We start from the raw sequence: 19376 nt of genomic DNA, 5'->3' as shown, positions 1-19376 counted from the left end.
CCTTGATCTCGCGACCGTCCTGGCCAAGGATAGGATTGTCTGGACGCCAGGCGCGTCGCGATACTTCCGTGGTTCACCGAGGAGAACGGGTGGCGTGAGCCGCCGTTCTCCGGAGGGACGTGATGGTTCGTCGTCTCTTCATTGCGATGTTCTTGGCGGCGTCGATGGTGCTCGGGTCGACCGCCCTGTCCGTCGCCCAGGACGCAGACACGTCCGCTTTCCGCGACATCGCGGTCGGCAAGGACTATCGGCTCCGTGTCGCGGCGGCGCTGTCGCTCAGCAGGTCGAAGAGCCCCGGCGCGCGCCCTGCCCTCGAGAAGGCGCTCAGGGATCCGCACCCGGCGGTGCGCGCGTCGGCCGCGGCGGCGCTCGGCGCGCTGGGCAACCCCGCGGCGGTCCCGGCGCTCAAGGCGGCGCTCAGGCTCGAGCCCGCCCCCAACCTGAAGCGCCCGATCGAGGCCGCCATCGAGAAGCTGTCGCGCTCGTCGCCCAAGGCGCGCTTCCTGGTCAGCCTGGGCAAGTTCGAGAACCGCTCCGGCGTGAAGGACGCGAAGCTCGGACCGCAGCTCAAGCAGCAGACGCGCAGCCGCGTGGCGCAGTTCGCCGACATCGAGATCGTGGCCGACGGCACGGACCTGGCTGCGGAAGGCAAGAGCCGCAAGCTGCCTGCCTTCACGCTGGACGGCTCGGTCACGCACCTGAGCAAGCGCCATGGGGCGGACGGGGTCGGCTTCGCCGCCAAGGTCGAGTACGTGATCCGCGAGATGCCGAGCCAGACGCTGAAGGGCTCGATGACCGGCTCGGCCCAGGCGCTCGCCGAGGCGAAGCGCGCCAAGGGCCTGAGGGAGCTCGCCCAGCTGCAGAGCGACGCCGTCGCGGGCGCGATCGAGAGCGCGCTCCAGAGGGCGCCGCTCGCCCTCGAGGCCGCCTCCGGCAGCAGCGTCGTCGCCTCCGGCCGCTGACCCGGCGGTCCGGCCTCGCCGGCGTGAGCCGGCGCGCCCGGCGGGCCCGGCGCGGGCGGGATGGCGCGCCGGCCCGGCGCAAACCGGCCCGGCGCGCGCGTCTTCCGCCGCGGGCGCGCGTCGAGCAGGCGGAAGCCGCTCTCCGGTCGTGCTAGACCGCGCGTCCTCCTATGTCCATCGCAACGCCTGCCAGCTCCGACCTGCTCCGCCGCACATTCCTCGAGTTCTTCGCCCAGCGCGGGCACGAGATCGTCCCGAGCGCGCCGCTCGTGCCCCAGAACGATCCGACGCTGATGTTCGTGAACGCGGGCATGGTGCAGTTCAAGGACGTCTTCACGGGCAAGGACAGGCGCCCGTACCAGCGCGCCGCCTCGAGCCAGAAGTGCATCCGGATCAGCGGCAAGCACAACGATCTCGAGAACGTCGGCGTCACCGCGCGCCACCAGACGTTCTTCGAGATGCTCGGCAACTTCAGCTTTGGCGACTACTTCAAGGAAGACGCGATCGCCTTCGCCTGGGAGCTCCTGACGAAGGTCTACGATATCTCGCCGTCGCGGCTCGTGGTCACCGTCTACAACGGCGAAGGGGGCTTCCCGGCCGACGACGAGGCCGCGGCGATCTGGCGCAAGGTCACGGGCTTCGGCGACGACCGGATCCTCCGGCTCGGCCTGGCCGACAACTTCTGGACGATGGGTGACGTCGGCCCGTGCGGCCCCTGCTCGGAGATCCACTTCTTCCACGGGAACGAGCCTGACGTCGCGCGCTTCGGCGAGGAGCCGCGCATCGACGGCACGGGCTGGACCGAGATCTGGAACAACGTGTTCATGCAGTACGAGCGCGTCGAGAAGGACGGCCCGCTCGTGCCCCTGCCGGCGCCGAGCATCGACACAGGCATGGGCCTGGAGCGGCTCGCGAGCGTGCTCCAGGGCGTGACGTCGAACTACGACACGGACCTGCTCCGCGGGCTCGTCGACAAGGCCGCCGAGCTCAGCGGCAAGCCGTACACGGGGGGCAGCGCCGACGACGACGTGTCGATGCGGGTCATCGCGGATCACGCGCGCACGGCCGCGTTCCTGATCGCCGAAGGGGTGATGCCCGAGAAGCAGCGGCGCGAGTACGTGCTCCGCCGGGTGATGCGCCGCGCGATCCGCCACGGGCACCGGCTCGGGATCGATCGGCCGTTCCTTCACGAGGTCACGCTCGAGGTGGTCCGCCGGATGGGCGAGACGTACCCCGAGCTCCGCGACCGGCGAGAGCTCATCGCCCGCGTCACCGAGGACGAGGAGGTCCGCTTCCGCTCCACGCTGAAGCGCGGGATGAAGATCCTCGACGAGCGCTTCGACGAGATGCGCTCGTCCGGCGAGCGGACGCTCCCGGCCGCCGCTGCGGCCGATCTCTACACCACCTATGGCTTCCCGCTCGATCTGACCCAGGTCATCTGCGCCGAGTCGAACTTCGGCGTCGACGTCCAGGGGGCCGAGGCGATCATCAAGGGCGCCGGCGAGGCGGACGGCCCGATCGATCCGACCGCCGCGGTGGATCCCGCGCACCGCGAGGCCCGCGCCAAGCTCGCGCAGCCGGTGGTGTTCACGGGTTACGAGCACGAGGAGGGCGACAGCGAGATCGTCGCGATCGTCCGGGTCGACGTCCAGGGCGAAGGCGACCGGGCGCGCAAGGTCCGTGCGCTGGTCGAGCGCGCGGAGGCGGGGGCGACGGTCGAGATCGTCGTGCGCGAGACGCCGTTCTACGCCGAGTCGGGCGGCCAGGTCGGCGACGCCGGCGAGGTGACGGCGGACGGGGCGCGCGTCGAGGTGAAAGACACGCAGAAGCCGCTCACCGGGCTGGTCGTGCACGAGGGCGTGGTCAGCGAGGGGGCGCTCGCGGTGGGGCAGCGCGTCCACCTGGCGGTGGACCACGCGGCGCGGTCGGCGACGCGGCGCAACCACTCCGCCACCCACGTCCTGCACTGGGCGCTGCGCAAGGTGCTCGGCGAGCACGCGCAGCAGAAGGGCTCGCGGGTCGGCCCGGACGTCCTCCGCTTCGACTTCACGCACAACCGGCCCCTCACCCGCGAGGAGATCTCGCGGATCGAGGATCTGGTGAACGAGAAGGTCCTGACGAACGCGAAGGTGACGACCGAGATCCTGCCGATGGACGAGGCGCGGCGGCGGGGCGCGATGGCGATCTTCGAGGAGAAGTACGGCGACACGGTGCGGATGCTCACGATGACGCCCGAGGTGGTGGAGCTCTGCGGCGGCACGCACGCGTGCGCGCTGGGGGACATCGGGCTGTTCAAGATCACGAGCGAGGGCGGCGTGGCCGCGGGTGTGCGGCGGATCCTCGCGTCGACGGGGCTGAACGCGCTCGCGTACGCGCGGGGCGTCGAGGCCGAGCTCGCCCGGGCGCGCCAGGTCGCGAAGGCGCAGGGCGGCGATCTCGCCGAGAAGATCGGGAAGATCGTGGCGCACGAGCGGGAGCTCGAGAAGAAGGTCGCCGAGCTCGAGCGCCGGATCCTGGAGGGGGCGGGCCCCGCGCAGGGCGGCGGCGGCGGCATCGACGCGATGCTGGACGGCGCCCGGGACATCGGCGGGATCAAGGTGCTCGCGCGCCGGGTGCCGGACGGCACCAACCCGGGCGCGCTGCGCGATCTCGCGGAGAAGCTGCGCGACAAGCTCGGCGATCGCTCGGCGGTGCTGCTCGGCGCGGCCGTGGGCGACAAGGCGCAGCTCGCCGTGATGCTCTCGAAGGCGGCCACCGAGCGGCTCAAGGCCGGCGAGCTCATCAAGCCGATCGCCCGCATCGTGGGCGGCTCCGGCGGCGGCCGTCCGGACATGGCGCAGGCCGGCGGGACCGACGTGGCGCAGCTCGACGCGGCGATCGCGGCGCTCTACACCGAGGTCGAGCGGGCGCTCGCGCCGTAGCGCGTGCTGTCTGCGCGCTGCCGGGACCGTCGTTCAGGCGTCACGCCACTTGGTGCGGGCGAGCGGGAGCAGCTTCGGGGCCTTCCCGCCCCGCGCGGGGCGCGCCGGCAGCCGCGCTGGCTCGCCCGGCGCGGCCGCCCGGGGCCGCGCGCCGCGGGCGTGGGCGCCGATGGTCGCGCGCACGATCGGCGGCAGGAACACGGACTCCAGATCGACGCGCGCGAGCGCGGCCGCGACCGTGGCGATGCGATCCGGCAGCGACGCGTTGGCGTCGACCAGGATGAGCCGCCGGCCGAGCACCGTGCAGAGCCCGCCCCGCGGATTGCGCGCGTCCGACAGGTGCGGATCGAACGCTTCCATCCTGACGGCGATGCCGACCTTGTCCGCCGCCAGGGTGAGCTCGTCGAGCAACCGCGAAAGCTCCACCCACATAGCGTAACCCTCCTGTCCGGCAGATGGCAAAGCGCAAAAGCGCTGTCGCCCGCGCCGCGCCGCGCAACCGCTGGCCGGGCGCGCCGCGGCCGTGACGACCGCGTGACATCGCGGCGCGCCGTCCGGGAGCGCGTGTCCACTTGCGTCCACGCGCGGTTACGCGTGTTTGCGCAGGATTACGCGTGTTTGCGCAGGATTACGCGTGTTTGCGCAGGATTACGCGTGGTCACACATGAACACGCGCGGTCGTGTACGGTGATGCCCGGTCCGTCCGGCGCGCTCCGGCCAATCGCTTCCTCCCTCATCGCATAGCGCTCCTCGGCCGCGCGGTGGTGGTGCGGTCGTGCGGCGATGCGGTGAGTTGAGGGAGGGCCTTCGACTCCAGGACATATCGACGCGATCAACACCTCAACAGATCAACGCATCAACTCCTCTTCTCCCGTGGTCTTCTCCCGTGCTCCAGACTGGCCGACATCGGCTCACGCGCCACATCGATGCTCGTCCAGGGGGCCGCGCGCCGTTGACTGCGCGCCGCGCGTTCATCGTTCATCCAGCCTGCCGTCGCCGGCCGCCGCGCGCTCGCCTCGGCGCGGCGCCCGGTCGATCCGGGCCTCGCGCCGCCCGGCCCCCGGTTCCGCGCCCTAGAGGTCGGTCAGCGGCTTCTCTTGAGCCGGATCGCGCGTTCCGTTGACCGCCGTTTCCGAGCATGCTACGAGCAGGCCGTTCCGCGCGTCGTGGTCGAGTGGGAGCGAATGTGCGTTTCCCGGCTGCGGTGGGGTATCCCGCGCGCTTCGTCAGCCACTTTGGACGGGGCGGCCGCGATGGGGACGACGAGGGCGCCCGCCGGGCGGCGCGCCCGAAGGGCGAACAAAGATGACGTTCACGGATGCAGCCGCCGAGGTGCTTCGCCTCATCGGTAGACCGCTTCACTATAAAGAGATCACCGATATCGCGATCGAGAAGAACCTCCTTAGCCACGTTGGAAAGAGCCCAGAGGTGACGATGGGCGCCCGCCTGGCGGCGACGTTGAAGAAGGACACGGCGGACAACCCCCTGGTGCGCGTGAAGCCGGGCGTGTTCGCGCTGCGCGAGTGGGACGAGAAGACCATCAAGTCCGGTCTCGACGGCAAGAAGGCGAAGCGCGGCGGAAAGCCCGAGGCGGCCAAGGCGCGCAAGGACGAGGAGCAGCCGACCCTGTTCGACGCGGGCGCCGACGACGACGCGGTGGAAGAGAGCGAGCTCGGCGCTCCCGCGGCGCTCGAGGCGGAGCGCGGCGCGGTCGAGGTCGAGGGCGGAGCCGCGAACGCGGCGGCGCAGGCCGCGCCTGCGATCGACGATGAGGACGAGGACGACGAGAGGGTCGTGGCCGGCGCGACGGGCGCGGCCGGGCTGAACGGCGTGGACATCGCGGCAGCGCGCGAGCCCGTGCCGCCGCCGACGCCGTCGTCCCCGCGCGCCGCGAGCGCCTACGTCGACGAGGAAGAGGGCGAGCTCGACGACGCGGAGCCGCCGGGCCCGGACGAGGCGATGCGGGCCGAGGCCGTCGCCGGCGCCGCGGAGCTCTTCGACGAAGAGGACGACGACGATCAGCCGATCCTCGGCGGCGAGGACCGCGCGACGCCCGGCTCGTCGGGCGAGCAGGGCGAGGGCCGCCGCCGCCGCCGCCGTCGCCGGCGCGGCCGCGGGACCGCGGAGGCCAACCCGAGCACCGGTGGGCTGCCTTCCTACGTCGCGACGCCGGTGTTCGAGGCGCGGCGCGAGAACGGCCGCGAGCCACCGCGCTCCGACCGGACCGAGCGCTCCGACCGGACCGAGCGCTTCGATCGTCCCGACCGGGCCGAGCGCACCGACCGGGTCGAGCGCACCGACCGGGTCGAGCGCGCCGACCGAGCGGACCGCCCCGACAGCTTCGGCGCCGAGCCCGTCTACCGCGGGCCGCAGGTCATCGAGCTCACGGGCGGCGAAGGGCACGCGCTCGACGACCTGGCCGGCCGTGATCTCGCCGATGCGGTCGCCGGCATCCTCTCGACCTTCGATCGGAACGCGGGCGCGGTTTCGCTCCGGCAGATCGCCGAGACGGCGCAGCGCCGCGGTCGCCTCGTCGGCGACGTGCAGCTCGTGCAGTCCCAGGTCGCGGCCGCCGTGCGCGCCGACAACGCGCGCCGCACCGCCGCGGGGCAGCGGCCCCGGTTCCGCTTCGCCGGCGGCAGGATCGCGCTGACGGACTGGCTGCTGCCGGGCGACCTGGCGCGGCTGGAGCAGGAGGCGCTCGCCGCGGTGGAGCGCTACCGCGACGCCGCGCGGCGCGCCTTCGTGCGCAAGCTCTCCGAGCTGCCGGGCCATGCCTTCGTCGAGATCTGCGTCCTCGCCCTCGAGCGCATCGGCATCGGCCAGCTGCGCGCGGTGCGCCGCGCCGGGGCGCCGGGCGGCGAGAGCCACTTCTCCGGCGCGCTCCGCACGGCGGGTGACGAGATCAAGCTCGCGCTGGTCATCCGGCGGGACGGCCGCGAGGTCGGCCGCGAGCGGGTCACCGAGCTGCGCGGCTCGCTCCACCACTACGGCCCCGCGACCGCCGGCTGGATCCTGACCGCCGGTCAGATGCTCTCCGGTGCGCGCGAAGAGGCCGCGATCGTGGGGACCGCGCCCATCTCCCTCTTCGATGGGCTCGCGGTGGCTCGCCTCTGCGAGGACAACGACGTCGCCGTCCTCCGCGCCCGCCTCCCGGTCGCGATCCCCGACGTCGATCTGCTCGAGGCGCTCCGGGCGTCCTGATCCCGCTCGCGCGCGTCCGGCCGGGGGCTCGCTCCGGGCCGGGCGCGCGGCCCTCCTCGCCGCCGTCTCCTGGGCCCTCGGCCCTCCCTCGACAACCCTCCTCCTCGGCCACCCCCTCGCGCCGCTCCGGCGGTGGATGGGCTCGGCGCCGCTTCCGCGGTTGACGGGCTCGGCGATCCTTGCCAGCGTCCGCGCCCATGCGCCATCGCGCGATCGCCTGGGCCGCGCCCCTCGCCGTGCTCGTGACCGGCTGTGCCTCCGTGGCTCCGCCCGCGTCCCGGTTCCCCACCGCCGACGCGGCGCTCGACCGGATGAAGGCCTCCTATGCCTGCGTGAACGGCGTCCAGGGCACCGCCAAGGTCGACCATTTCTCGCGCCAGGGGCGGCTCCGCGGGGACATGTACATCCTCGCGCTCAACCCGGATCGGGTGCGCTTCGACGTGGTGAGCCCGTTCGGCGCGACGCTCTTCACGCTCACGTCGAATGGCACCCAGTTCCAGATGCTCGATGTCCGGGAGAAGCAGTTCCTGCACGGGCCCGCGAGCGCGTGCAACCTGGCGCGGCTCACCCAGGTGCCCATCCCCGGGCACGCCCTCGTCTCGCTGCTCCGCGGCGAGGCGCCGGTGCTCGCTCACGAGCCGCACGGCGCCTCGATCGTCTGGGACGGCGACGGGTTCTACCGTGTGCTGATCCAGGGCTCCCGCGACGCGGTGGAGGAGATCCACCTCGAGCCGCACCCCCGCGACTTTCTCGCGCCGTGGAGCCAGCAGCGCCTGCGCGTCCGCGAGGTCCGGGTCGCGCAGCGCGGGACGGACCTCTATCAGGTGGAGCTGAGCCATCACGAGGCGATCCGCACCGCGCCGCCGCGCGTCGATCCGGAGGGGATCGACGATCCGATCCCGCCGAGCGGCGGCGCCTGCATGGCCGAGATCCCCCGATCGATCCGCATGCGGGTGCCCAACACCGCGGACGACGTGATCTTTCAGTACAAGGAGGCGAAGTGGAACCCGCCCATCATCTCGGGGGCGTTCACGCAGCCGGTCCCGGGCGGCGTCGTCCGCCGTCATGTCGACTGCCAGGACTAACGTGCTCTTGGCAGGCGCGCTCAGGCGGCTCCTGAAAGGACAAAGGCCATCTCGGGTGGCGCTGGCTGGCGTACCGCAGCGCTCGCCTGATGGCGTGGACGCCGCTCGCTCGAGCGTCTAGACAGACGCAATCCACCTCGCCGTGGCGGGAGGAGTCGGCGATGGACGTCGAGCCGGGAACGATCGTCGGCGATAAATACCGCCTGGAAGGGCCGCTCTCGCGGGGCGGGATGGGCTCGGTGTGGCTGGCCCGGCACCTCCAGCTGGGGGCGCCGGCGGCGATCAAGTTCATGGATCCCGAGCACGCGGCCTCGCCGGAGTTCCGCGCGCGCTTCTACCGCGAGGCGCGGACCGCGGCGAACCTCGATAGCCCGCACGTGGTGAGCGTGCAGGACTACGGGATCTGGGGGGCTGTCCCGTACCTCGTCATGGAGCTGCTCCGGGGCGAGGATCTCAGCCGTCGCCTGAGGCGGGTCCGCCGCGTCTCCCTCGCCGAGGCGGCGCGCATCGCGGTCCAGACCGGCAAGGCGCTGCGCCGCGCGCACGAGTCCGGGCTCGTCCACCGCGATCTCAAGCCCGGCAACCTGTTCCTCTCGCGCGTCGACGAGGACGAGGAGATCGTCAAGATCCTCGACTTCGGCATCGCCAAGCAGCTCACCGGCAAGCTCCTCACCGACGAGACCACGAGGACCGGCGAGCTCCTGGGCTCGCCGTTCTACATGAGCCCGGAGCAGGCGCGCGGCGACAGGAACCTCGACGCGCGGAGCGACCTGTGGTCGCTCGGGGTGATCCTCTTCCGCGCGGTCACGGGCAAGCTCCCGTTCGAGGGCGACGTGCTCGGCGCGGTCCTGTCGCGCATCCTCGTCGAGCCGATCCCGCTCGCGACGCACCTCGCGCCCGACGTGCCGGCCGATCTCGATCTCTTCTTCCTGCGCGCCCTCTCGCGCGACAGAGCCCAGCGGTTCCAGTCGGCGCAGGAGATGGTGCACGCCTTCGTCGTCGCGGCGGGCGATCCGGGCATCCCGCTGCCCGTGCCCTCGGCGCCGCAGCCGGCGCCCGTGACGTCGCGCACGGGGACGCTGCTCGGGCTGTCGCCGGGCAGCACCGGCGCGCTGGAGGGCTCAGGGGAGCTCGGCACGCTCTCCCGACCCGGGGACGAGGGCCCGCGCCCGCGGCAGGACACGCTCGCCTCGCTGACCGATCCGTCCCTGCCCGGCACGCTGACGGCGGCGGCGGCCGGCGAGGTCCGCGCGGACCGCAGGCCTCACGCGAGCGCGACGCTCCGCTGGCTCGTGGCGTGCGGCCTGCTGTCCGCGACCAGCGCGACGGTCGCCGTCACGGCGCTGCGGCCCGTCGGCGAGGAGGGCGCCGCGCCCTACCACGTGATCGCGCCGAGCGAGCCCGAGAGCGTGAGCTCGGCCGCGCCGACCCTGGAGGTGGTCCGCGCATCGACCCCTGTGATGGCGCGCTTGCCCCTGGCCGAGGACGTGCCCGCCGCGAGCGCCGCGCTGCCCGCGGCCACGGCGGAGCCGGCTGCGTCTGCCGAGCGAAAGGCCCCGCCGGCTCCGTCGGCCCCGCGCCGGAAGCCGCGCCGCTCGCGCGAGATCATCGACCCCTGGCAGCGAAGGTAGCGCGCGGTCGCGCTGGTCCGACGAGGCCCGCTACGCGAGCGCGTCGCGGATGCGGCGCGGCGCGTCGGTGATGAGCCCGTCGACGCCGAGCGCCGCGAGGTCCTGCGCTTCCCGCGGGTCGTTCACGGTCCACACGTTGATCACGCGGCCCTGCCGCTTCAGGAGCGCGATGCGCTCGGGGGACGCGATCGTCCGCTCGATGTGCGCGGCGAGCGCGCCGAGCGCCGGCGCGAGGCGCACGGCCGCGTCGTGGTAGCGGCTGCGGTGCACGAGGAGCGCGCGCGGGACGGCCGGCACCAGGGCGCCGAAGGAGGCGATCATGACCGGATCGAACGACGAGACGAGCACGGCGTGGCGCGGATCCCAGGCGCGCACGAGCCGCGCGGTCGCGAGCACGACGGCGGTGCGATCGGGCACGTCCCGCTTCATCTCGATGTTGACGGCGAGCCGCCGGCCGCGCGCGAACGCGAGCACCTCGGACAGGAGCGGCACCCGCTCGCCGCGGAGGTCGACCCGCCGGAGCTCGTCCCAGGGGAGCGCCGCGGCGGCGCGCGGGTCCGCGCCCTCGGTCATCCGCGCGAGGTCCGGGTCGTGCAGCGCCACGAGCTCGCCCGAGCCGCACACCCGCACGTCGAGCTCGATCCCGTCGGCCCCCTGCGCCGCGGCTTCCTCGAAGGCGGCGAGGGTGTTCTCCGCGGGGGCGCCCTCGCCGCGCACGCCCCGGTGCCCGAAGAGGAGCGGCGCGCGCGTGGCCGCCGCTCCGGCCCGCGCGCGTGATGACGCTGCCCGCCCCGTCTCGCGCGCGCTCCTGCGGAAGCGCTGCTCGGCCCAGGTCACCGCGCGGGCTCCCCGTCGAGCTCCTCGGCGACGGCGCGGGCCGCCTCGCGCGCGCGCTCGAGCGCGGAGAGCGGGAAGGACGCCGCGCCGACCGCCGGGTGCCCGCCCCCGTCGTAGCGGCGGCAGATGGGGGCGATGTCGCGATCGCGGGGGACGCCGCACCAGGGGTTGTAGCCGATCGAGAGCTTGTAGTGCTGCTTCTGCCGGGAGAGCGTGACCGAGTACACGCAGTCCGGGTACATCGCGTACGTCATGAACTTGCCGACCGCCTCGAGCGGCGCGTCGGAGAGGTCGACGAGCACCACGCGGCCGAGCTTCCGCGCGCCGCGCGCGATGCGCGTGACGAACGTCTGCCGCGAGACGGAGAGGGGGCGCCAGAGATCCTGGATGTCCGCCTCGCGCGCCACCTCGCTCACGGGCCGCTCGACGAGCCGGGGCACCACGGAGGCGAGGAACGGCCCGTCGCCGTGGTGCTCCACCACGGAGGCGAGCTGCATGATCGGCTCCTCCCGGCTCACGGCGGCCTCGGCCGAGGGGAAGCGCGCGGTGTCGATGAGGTCGGCCCACCGGATGAGCTCATCGGCGCCGGACATCTCGACGCCGAAGTGATCGCGGGCGACGTCCGCGATGAGCTTCGTGCACGAGCCGTAGGCGGCGTCGTAGAAGACCTGAGGCGCGTCGCCCGCGACCTTCGCGCGCGACGCGCCGGCGAGCGCCGCGTCGCGCTCCTCGTCCGAGCCGAACCCGGTGACGTGGTGGTCGAAATACCACGTCAGCTTCTTCGTCGGCGTGTAGCGGAAGTCGAGGATCGCGTTCTCGTCGCCGTCGAGCCACGAAGGCGGGATCATCGTCATGCCCGGGCCGTACCCGCAGGAGCGGTACCGCAGCGCGAGCGGCTCTCCGGGGCGGAGCGCCTGCATCAGGCGGGTGAACAGCGCCGCGCTCGCCATGCCGTCGAAGCAGTGACCATGCGTCGCGACGACGATGACCCTGGGTTTCATCGGGCGAGTGGGTAGCACGACCCACGGCCGGCCGCTCGCAGACCGAGCGCGGCGGGGCGGTTCTGGTAGGCTCCGCGCGGTGCGGCGCGCTCTCGCTCTCGTCGAACTGCATCCGTTCGGGCCGGCGCGCCGCCTGCTCGCTACGTCGCTCGCGCTCGCCGCGTCGGCTTGCGGCGGAGGCCGCGCCGAGGTCCTGCGCCCTAGCCCCCCGCCTCCGCCGCCCTCCGCGCCCGCGCCCGACGCGCCGCGGAACCCGCCGCCTCCGCGCGACGCGCCCGAGCCGGATCCGGAGGCGTCGCGCCTGTTCCTGAGCCGCGCGGCGGAGCAGCGGCCCGCGGCGAGCGCGCCGGTGCCGCGCGTGACGGCGCTCGCGCTCGCCAACACCGCGCGCGGGGAGGCGAGGGGCATGGCGCCCCTCGGCGACGTCGTGTCGCTCGCGCTCGCGGAAGGGGAGAGCGCCGCGATCCCCGTGCGCGTCCCGCGCGGTGTTGGTGAGTGCGCGGTGTTCATCGCGCAGGGCGGGCTCGGCGTGATCGAGGTCGATCTCTTCGTCACGAAGGGCGCGCCGCCCGCGCTCGAGATCGTCGCCCAGGACGCGGAGCGCGGGCCGGTCGCGGTGATCGGCGGCCGGGGAGCGTGCCTCCCGGCGCCCGGCGCCGCGCCGCTCGCCGTGGAGCTCCACGCGCAGGTGCGGCGCGGCGCGGGCGTCGTGCTCGTCCAGGGCTTCCTGGGCGCGCGCCCGGCCCCGGCGCCCGGCGCCGCGCAACCCGGCGCGACCCCGCCTGACACGGCGCCGCCGAGCGCCGCGCCTCGCGTGCCGCCCCGGTAGCGCGGCGATCGCGCCGGGGGCGGGCGGCCGCCCGCTCCTCGTGCCGCGGTCCTCATTTCGCGCAACTCGCCCCGCGCGTCGGTCGACACGCCGCGTATGGCGTCGATCGAGATCCAGCCCGCAGATCCATCCTACCCCGCGCAGCTCTGGGCCCTCGTGACGGAGACCGAGGCCGCGCCGCCGACGCTCTACCTCCGCGGCGCGCTCCCGGCGCGCCCGGGCGTCGCGATCGTCGGGACGCGCGCCGCGAGCGACGAGGCGCTCCGGTTCACCCGCGCGCTCGCCGCGGCGCTCGGCGAGGCGGGCTTCTCGATCTGGTCGGGCGGCGCGCGCGGCGTCGACGCGGCCGCGCACGAGGGCGCGCTCGACGCGCGCGCGCCGACGGTCGTCGTCGGCGGCGGCGGCCACGCGCACCCGTACCCGCGCGAGCACACGGCGCTGTTCGCGCGCGTCCTCGCCGCGGGCGGCGCGCTGCTCGCGCGCGTCCCCGACGACACGCCGCCGCTGCCGGGGCTGTTCCTCCAGCGCAACGCGGTCCTCGCCGCGCTCACGCTCGCGACCGTCGTGGTCGAGGCGGGCGTCGAGAGCGGCGCCCGCTCCGCCGCCGCCGCGGCCCGCCGCCTCGGCCGCCACCTCTGCGTCGTCCCCCACGCCCCGTGGAGCCCGCGCGGCGTGGGCTGCGCGCTGGAGCTCGTCTCCGGCGCGCGCCCCATCACGCGCGCGGCCGACGTCATCGACGTCCTCGGCGGGCAGGCGCCGCCGCCCCGCCGGCGGGCGCGGCGCCCGGCGCGCAACAGGTCGCCCAGCGGGGGCACGCTGCCGCTCCCCGAGGCCGCCTTCGGGGCGCCGACGGGCGTTTTGCCCGAGGAAAGCGGGCCACCTCCGTCGATGAGCGCGGCCGAACGCGCGGTCCTCGACGCCCTGGACGCCCGGCCGGCGCACGTGGATGAGGTCTGCGAGAGGACGGGGCTTCCGCCCAGACGCGCCGTGGAGGCACTCTTGACGTTGACGCTCCAGGCCGTAGTAGTAGAGGGGCCCGCCGGGTTGTTTCGGCGGGCTCTTCGTTGAAGGGGCGCGTCGGCTCACCCTGCCCAGTGCGGTTTCGGGTGGCCGCCTCCTCGCGGGGGGGCCTCCCTCGCACCGAAGGGCGCCCTTCAATCCTCACAAGCCCGATCTCGTTGCTCAGAAGGTGGTGATGGCCAAGACGCTCGTCATCGTGGAGTCGCCGGCGAAGGCGAAGACCATCAAGAAATATCTCGGCAACGGGTACGAGGTGTTCGCCTCGAAGGGGCACGTCAAGGACCTGCCAAAGAAGCAGAACGCCGTCGACGTGCAGAACGATTTTGCCGAGACCTACGAGGTCATCGAGGGCAAGGAGAAGGTCCTGGAGGAGCTGAAGTCCGCCGCGAAGAGGGCGGACGAGGTGCTCCTGGCGACCGACCCCGATCGCGAAGGGGAGGCGATCGCGTTCCACATCTCGGAGGAGATCAAGAACCCGAAGCTGAAGGTGGCGCGGGTCGAGTTCCACGAGATCACGAAGAAGGGGGTCGACCACGGCGTCCACAACCCCCGCAAGCTCGACGAGAACCTGTACGACGCGCAGCGTGCGCGGCGCGTGCTCGACCGCATCGTCGGCTACGACGTCTCGGCGCTCGTCTGGTCGAAGCTCGCGTTCGGCCTCTCGGCGGGGCGGGTGCAGTCGGTCGCGCTGCGGCTCATCGTGGACCGCGAGCGCGAGGTCGAGGCGTTCGTCCCGGAGGAGTACTGGAACATCGCGGTCGGCCTCGGCGCGGCGAGCCCGCCGCAGCGCGCCCCGTTCGTCGCGAAGCTCGCCTCCGCCGACGGCAAGAAGCTCGAGGTGACGAACGGCGAGGTCGCCGGGAAGGTGCGCGCCGACCTCGAGACCGCCCGCTACAAGGTGGCGAAGGTCGTGCGGCGCGAGCAGAAGCGCAACCCGCCCGCCCCGTACACCACCTCGAAGCTCCAGCAGGACGCGACGAACTACCTGCACTTCGGCGCCAAGCGGACGATGCAGATCGCCCAGGCGCTCTACGAGGGCATCGACCTCAAGCGCGACGGCGGCCCGGTCGGCCTCATCACGTACATGCGTACCGACTCGACGCGCGTCAGCGACGACGCGGTCGCCGAGGTGCGGGGCGTGGTCGCGAAGCGGTACGGCAAGGAGTTCGTCCCCGAGCGCCCGAACGTCTACAAGTCGAAGAAGAACGCGCAGGACGCGCACGAGGCGATCCGGCCGACGAGCGTCGAGATCCACCCGGACTCGATCAAGAAGTACCTCAAGGACGAGCAGTACAAGCTGTACAAGCTCATCTGGAACCGCTTCGTCGCCTCGCAGATGACCCCGGCCGTGTACGACCGCACGACGGTCGAGATCGACGTCGCGCCGACGGTCGCGGCGCCCGCGTACCGGAGCTACCTCGCCCGGGCGACCGGGCGGATCCTCAAGTTCGCCGGCTGGCTGCAGGTGACCGAGGGCCAGCAGGAGTTCGCCGGCGAGGAGGAGAGCGCAGGCGCCGCCGCGGAGGGCGGCGCCGCAGCGCCGGCGCCCGAGGCGACCGCCGCCGAGGCGGAGCGCGCGGCGCCGGGGCCGTCGGCCGAGGAGGACTCGGAGGCGCTCCTGCCCGACATGAAGGAGGGCGAGGCGCTCGCCGTGTTGCCCCCGGGGGTCATCACCGACCAGAAGTTCACGCAGCCGCCGCCCCGCTACAACGAGGGCTCGCTCGTGCGCGAGCTGGAGAAGCGCGGCATCGGCCGCCCGTCGACGTACGCCGAGATCATCAGCAAGGTGCAGCAGCGCGCGTACGTCGAGAAGCGGGACGGCGGCGCCTTCCAGCCGACGCTCCTCGGGAAGTTCGTGGTCGACGGCCTCGTCCGGTCGAACCTCGACATCATGGATCCGAACTTCACGGCGCAGATGGAGGAGGAGCTCGACGCCGTCGGCGCCGGCAGCCTGAAGCGCGAGCAGCTGCTCAAGACCTTCTACAAGAAGTTCAGGGAGCAGCTCGACAAGTCGAAGAAGCTCGCGCCGTGGAAGCCCGAGGCGGAGAAGACCGACATCGTCTGCGACGAGTGCGGGTCGATGATGCTCAAGAAGTGGGGCAAGAACGGCTGGTTCTTGAGCTGCGAGCGCTACCCGAAGTGCAAGGCGACGCGCGACCTGTCCGACGCGCGGGGGACCGCCGCCGTCCGCGAGACCGACATCTCGTGCGACAAGTGCGGGAAGCCGATGATCATCAAGACGGGCCGCTTCGGCGACTTCCTGTCCTGCACGGGGTACCCGGCCTGCAAGAACACGCGCCCGATTCCGCTCGGCGTCGCGTGCCCGAGCTGCGGCGGCGATCTCATCGAGATCCGGCCCCGCAAGAAGGGCGGGCGCACCTTCTACGGCTGCTCCAACTGGAACGCCGAGCAGAAGTGCGAGTTCAAGCTCTGGCAGAAGCCGGTGCCGGTCCCGTGCCCGCAGTGCGGCGCGAAGTTCGTCACCCGCACCGCCGGCAAGAAGGCGATGCTCGTCTGCGCGACGAAGGACTGCGGCTTCAAGCAGGAGATCGTCGAGGGGGAAGGGGAGGACGGCGCCGCCACCCCGGACGCCGCGGCGGTCGCCGCGGCGGTCGTCGCGAGCGCCGCCCCGGCGCCGGCCGTCCGGCCCGCGCCGGCGGAGCCCACGCCGGCCGTCCGGCCCGAGGCCGCGCCGCAAGGGGCCGGCGCGGCCCCCGGGGCCCCCGAAAAGCCCGCGCGGGCCGTGCGCGCCCGCCGCACGGCGAGCTAGGAAGCCCGCAAGACCCCCCCCCACCTAGGTGAGCTGTATGAACGGAGCGGAGAGCCCGCACGACGTCGTCGTCGTCGGAGGCGGCCTGGCCGGTTGCGAGGCGGCGTACCAGCTCGCGCAGCGCGGGCTGCGCGTGCGCCTCGTCGAGATGAAACCTCACCGGCGCACGCCTGCGCAGACGAGCGATCGGCTGGCCGAGCTCGTGTGCTCGAACTCGCTACGCGGCGCCGCGCTGAGCAACGCGGTGGGGCTCCTCAAGGAGGAGCTCCGGCGCGTGGGCTCGCTCGCCTTGCGGTGCGCCGACGAGACCTCGGTGCCGGCCGGCGGCGCGCTGGCGGTCGACCGCGAGCGGTTCGCCGAGGCGATGACGCGGGCGATCGAGGCCCACCCCCGGATCACCGTCGAGCACCGGGAGGTGACGGAGATCCCCGCCGACCGGCCCGTGATCCTCGCGACGGGGCCGCTCACCTCCGACGCCCTCGCGGCGAGCCTCGCCGCGGCCGTCGGCGCCGAGCACCTCGCCTACTACGACGCGATCGCGCCGATCGTCAGCGCCGACTCGATCGACTGGTCGCGCGTGTGGAAGCAGTCGCGCTACGGCAAGGGGGGCGCCGTCCGCGGCGACCGGGCCGCGCAGCGGGAGCAAACCGCGCAGCCGGAGCGGGCCGCGCCGCCGGAGGACGCGGCCGAGCGCCGCGACGACGCCGAGGCCGGCGACGAGGCGTACGTGAACTGCCCCTTCGACGAGGCGCAGTACAAGGCGTTCGTCCAGGCCCTCGTCGCGTCGGAGAAGGTGGAGGCCCGCGCCTTCGAGGAGGTGCGCTACTTCGAGGGGTGCCTGCCCTGCGAGGTGATGGCGGCGCGCGGCGAGCAGACGCTCGCGTTCGGGCCGATGAAGCCGGTGGGGCTCACCGATCCGCGCACCGGCCGGCGCCCCTACGCGGTGCTCCAGCTGCGCCCGGAGGACGAGGCGGCGACGGCGTACAACCTGGTCGGCTTCCAGACGCGCATGAAGTACGCCGAGCAGCTGCGGGTGTTCCGGATGGTGCCCGGCCTCGAGGAGGCCGAGTTCCTCCGCATGGGCTCCGTGCACCGCAACACCTTCGTCGACGCGCCGGCGCTCCTCGGCCCCGCGATGGAGCTCCGCGCGCTGCCGGGCGTGCACCTGGCCGGCCAGATCGCGGGCGTCGAGGGCTACGTGGAGAGCGCCGCGGCCGGGTTCGTGTGCGCGATCCTCCTCGCGCAGCAGCTGCGGAACGAGCCGCTCCGGCCGCCGCCGCCCACGACGGCCCTCGGCGGCATCCTCATGCACCTCGGCAGGAAGCAGCCCACGTATCAGCCGTCCAACATCACCTGGGCGCACATCGCGCCGCTCGATCCGGCGCACGGCAAGCTGCGCAAGCGCGCCCGCTACGAGGTGATGGCCGAGCGCGCCCTCCGCGACCTCGACGCGTGGTGGGCCGCGGGCTGACGGCGGCTCACCGCGCTCTCGCATGGCGAGCGGCGCGCCAATCGTGCGCAGGCTGCCCGCCGCGCGCAGGCTCGGATAGCCTGGCGGTGGTGCGCCGCGCGCCGCCCGCGCGCTTCGAGAGCCCGCCCGCGCGGACCCGCGCCCATGGAGGTAGCCGATGAAACTTCGCTTGTTCGCGCTCCTTGCGCTCGCCGTTCCTTCCGCGACGCTCCTGTCGCCGCGCGAGGCGCTCGCCTGCGGCGGGTGCTTCGCCCCGCCCACCGAGACGACGGTCGTCAACGCGCACCGGATGGTGCTCTCCGTGTCGCCCGTCCAGTCGGTGCTCTGGGATCAGATCCAGTACTCGGGCGATCCGAGCGCGTTCGGGTGGGTGCTCCCGGTGAAGCGCGGGGCGATCCTCGAGGAAGGCTCGGATGCCTGGTTCGAGACGCTCGACGCGGCCACGTCGGTGCGCATCACGGCGCCGAGCTCCACCTGCGCCCGTAGCGGCGGGGGCTGCGGCTCGGACCTCAGCTCCGCGGACGCGGCGGGGGAGGCGTTCGGCGGCGATGACGTCGTGGTGCTCCACCGCGGCACCGTCGGCCCGTACAACACCGTGACGCTCGCCACCGATACGCCCGGCGCGCTGAACGCGTGGTTCGACGAGAACGGCTTCAACGTCGATGCGTCGACGCGGCCGATCCTCGACGCCTATGTCGACGAGGGCTTCGACTTCATCGCCATCAGGCTCCAGCCGGGCAAGGACGTGAAGGAGATGACGCCGGTGCGGGTCGTCACGCCGGGGGCGAACCCCGCGCTCCCGCTCCGGATGGTCGCCGCCGGGACGGGCGCGAACGTCGCGATCACCCTCTTCACCATCAGCGAGGCGCGGCTCGCCCCCGAGGGGTTCGCGGCCGCGGCGGTCCCCATCGACCTCCTCGCGTGGGACTTCGCCTCGCAGGAGTCGAACTACGGCGTGCTCCGCGAGAAGGCGATCGCGGCGTCCGACGGCGGCCGCGCGTTCCTCACCCCCTACGCGCAGCAGGGCTCGCTGTTCTCGCCCGTGTCGAGCCCCGCGGCGCCGTTCGGCGTGCGCTACACCACGAGCGGCTCGACCACCCCGGTCGACACGATCGCCGCCGCGTTCGCCCAGCAGGGGCTCGCCAACGGCGAGACCGGCGAGGTCCAGGACGCCGCGTGCGCCGTGCGCTTCGCCGAGATCGCGACCGAGAGCCGCGCCGTGGCGAACCCGTGCCCGGCCGGCGTCCCGCTGTCCGATCCGCGCTGCGGGGAGGTCGCCTCCGACCAGATCGACGCGCGCGAGCTCGCGTGCGGGGCGCTCGACGACCTCGCGATCGCGATGGTCGGCCTGCACCCGAAGGACGTCTGGCTGACGCGTCTCGAGGCGAACCTGCCGCGCGCCGCGCTCGACACGGACCTCGTCCTGAGCCCCGCGCCGCAGGAGCGAGTCGACAACTGGCTGCGCGCCCGCGTCAGCGTCCACGCCGACGTGCTCTGCGGCGCGGCGATCCCGGTCCTCGACGGCGACCGCCCCTCGCGGACCCGCGGGCAGGGCACGCTCGTGGGCATGACGCTCGGCGCCCTCGCCCTCGCGGCGGCGATCGCCCGACGCGGCGCGCGCCGCCTCGCCTCCCGCCCCGCCTGA

The 19376-nt window shown here is 73.5% G+C and carries 13 protein-coding genes; 10 read left to right on the top strand and 3 right to left on the bottom strand.

Annotation, left to right across the window (positions count from 1 at the left end; translation table 11 throughout):
* The first annotated feature begins 122 nt into the window (after nt 1–122).
* On the top strand, nt 123–962 hold the full coding sequence (locus tag WMF27_RS25440) for a HEAT repeat domain-containing protein (RefSeq protein WP_437766294.1): 840 nt from the start codon (nt 123–125) through the stop codon (nt 960–962).
* A gap of 170 nt (nt 963–1132) precedes the next feature.
* Nucleotides 1133–3883 (top strand): alanine--tRNA ligase, encoded by a 2751-nt coding sequence (gene alaS / locus WMF27_RS25435; RefSeq protein WP_437943036.1) that lies wholly within the window; start codon nt 1133–1135, stop codon nt 3881–3883.
* Nucleotides 3884–3916: 33 nt separating this feature from the next.
* Here alaS and WMF27_RS25430 read toward each other — a convergent pair whose 3' ends face one another.
* The gene (locus WMF27_RS25430) at nt 3917–4315 is read right to left on the bottom strand and encodes a hypothetical protein (RefSeq protein WP_437766296.1); all 399 of its coding nucleotides are present in this window, start codon (nt 4313–4315) and stop codon (nt 3917–3919) included.
* Between the two features lie 873 nt (nt 4316–5188).
* On the opposite strand from WMF27_RS25430, the gene WMF27_RS25425 reads away from it, so the two are divergent.
* The 3 genes from WMF27_RS25425 (at nt 5189) to WMF27_RS25415 (ending at nt 9803) form a co-directional block, all read left to right on the top strand.
* Complete coding sequence (locus WMF27_RS25425) at nt 5189–7087, top strand: HTH domain-containing protein (RefSeq protein WP_437943035.1); 1899 nt, start codon at nt 5189–5191, stop codon at nt 7085–7087.
* 197 nt (nt 7088–7284) lie between these two features.
* A complete protein-coding gene (locus tag WMF27_RS25420) occupies nt 7285–8172 on the top strand; it encodes a LolA family protein (protein WP_437766298.1) in 888 nt (295 codons plus the stop codon).
* 161 nt (nt 8173–8333) lie between these two features.
* The gene (locus WMF27_RS25415) at nt 8334–9803 is read left to right on the top strand and encodes a protein kinase domain-containing protein (protein ID WP_437766299.1); all 1470 of its coding nucleotides are present in this window, start codon (nt 8334–8336) and stop codon (nt 9801–9803) included.
* Nucleotides 9804–9833: 30 nt separating this feature from the next.
* Here the strand turns inward: WMF27_RS25415 and WMF27_RS25410 are convergent, their stop codons facing one another.
* Together WMF27_RS25410 and WMF27_RS25405 are read right to left on the bottom strand one after the other, a co-directional pair.
* On the bottom strand, nt 9834–10640 hold the full coding sequence (locus WMF27_RS25410) for a glycerophosphodiester phosphodiesterase (RefSeq protein ID WP_437766300.1): 807 nt from the start codon (nt 10638–10640) through the stop codon (nt 9834–9836).
* The gene (locus WMF27_RS25405; RefSeq protein ID WP_437766301.1) at nt 10637–11641 is read right to left on the bottom strand and encodes a hypothetical protein; all 1005 of its coding nucleotides are present in this window, start codon (nt 11639–11641) and stop codon (nt 10637–10639) included. Before WMF27_RS25405 ends, WMF27_RS25410 begins: the two co-directional genes overlap by 4 nt.
* A gap of 79 nt (nt 11642–11720) precedes the next feature.
* Between WMF27_RS25405 and WMF27_RS25400 the strand changes: the two genes are divergently transcribed.
* The 5 genes from WMF27_RS25400 (at nt 11721) to WMF27_RS25380 (ending at nt 19376) form a co-directional block, all read left to right on the top strand.
* Complete coding sequence (locus tag WMF27_RS25400; protein ID WP_437766302.1) at nt 11721–12470, top strand: hypothetical protein; 750 nt, start codon at nt 11721–11723, stop codon at nt 12468–12470.
* A 96-nt stretch (nt 12471–12566) separates the two neighbouring features.
* Entirely contained in the window at nt 12567–13538 is a 972-nt protein-coding gene (locus WMF27_RS25395; protein WP_437766303.1) for a DNA-processing protein DprA, read from the top strand.
* A 127-nt stretch (nt 13539–13665) separates the two neighbouring features.
* Complete coding sequence (gene topA / locus WMF27_RS25390; RefSeq protein WP_437766304.1) at nt 13666–16260, top strand: type I DNA topoisomerase; 2595 nt, start codon at nt 13666–13668, stop codon at nt 16258–16260.
* Nucleotides 16261–16297: 37 nt separating this feature from the next.
* Complete coding sequence (gene trmFO, locus WMF27_RS25385) at nt 16298–17731, top strand: methylenetetrahydrofolate--tRNA-(uracil(54)-C(5))-methyltransferase (FADH(2)-oxidizing) TrmFO (protein ID WP_437766305.1); 1434 nt, start codon at nt 16298–16300, stop codon at nt 17729–17731.
* A gap of 157 nt (nt 17732–17888) precedes the next feature.
* Nucleotides 17889–19376, top strand: a complete 1488-nt coding sequence (locus WMF27_RS25380; RefSeq protein WP_437766306.1) for a DUF2330 domain-containing protein — start codon at nt 17889–17891, stop codon at nt 19374–19376.

This window comes from Sorangium sp. So ce281 (assembly GCF_051527395.1).
Taxonomy (GTDB): Bacteria; Myxococcota_A; Polyangia; order Polyangiales; family Polyangiaceae; genus Sorangium; species Sorangium cellulosum_B.
This window is presented reverse-complemented; position numbering and strand designations above follow the sequence as displayed.

Coding starts and splice junctions, on each gene's coding strand:
- WMF27_RS25430 (WP_437766296.1), bottom strand. CDS start 4,315: ATGTGGGTGGAGCTTTCGCGGTTGCTCGACGAGCTCACCCTGGCGGCG.
- topA (WP_437766304.1), top strand. CDS start 13,666: ATGGCCAAGACGCTCGTCATCGTGGAGTCGCCGGCGAAGGCGAAGACC.
- WMF27_RS25395 (WP_437766303.1), top strand. CDS start 12,567: ATGGCGTCGATCGAGATCCAGCCCGCAGATCCATCCTACCCCGCGCAG.
- WMF27_RS25425 (WP_437943035.1), top strand. CDS start 5,189: ATGACGTTCACGGATGCAGCCGCCGAGGTGCTTCGCCTCATCGGTAGA.
- WMF27_RS25420 (WP_437766298.1), top strand. CDS start 7,285: ATGCGCCATCGCGCGATCGCCTGGGCCGCGCCCCTCGCCGTGCTCGTG.
- WMF27_RS25380 (WP_437766306.1), top strand. CDS start 17,889: ATGAAACTTCGCTTGTTCGCGCTCCTTGCGCTCGCCGTTCCTTCCGCG.
- trmFO (WP_437766305.1), top strand. CDS start 16,298: ATGAACGGAGCGGAGAGCCCGCACGACGTCGTCGTCGTCGGAGGCGGC.
- WMF27_RS25405 (WP_437766301.1), bottom strand. CDS start 11,641: ATGAAACCCAGGGTCATCGTCGTCGCGACGCATGGTCACTGCTTCGAC.
- WMF27_RS25415 (WP_437766299.1), top strand. CDS start 8,334: ATGGACGTCGAGCCGGGAACGATCGTCGGCGATAAATACCGCCTGGAA.
- WMF27_RS25440 (WP_437766294.1), top strand. CDS start 123: ATGGTTCGTCGTCTCTTCATTGCGATGTTCTTGGCGGCGTCGATGGTG.
- alaS (WP_437943036.1), top strand. CDS start 1,133: ATGTCCATCGCAACGCCTGCCAGCTCCGACCTGCTCCGCCGCACATTC.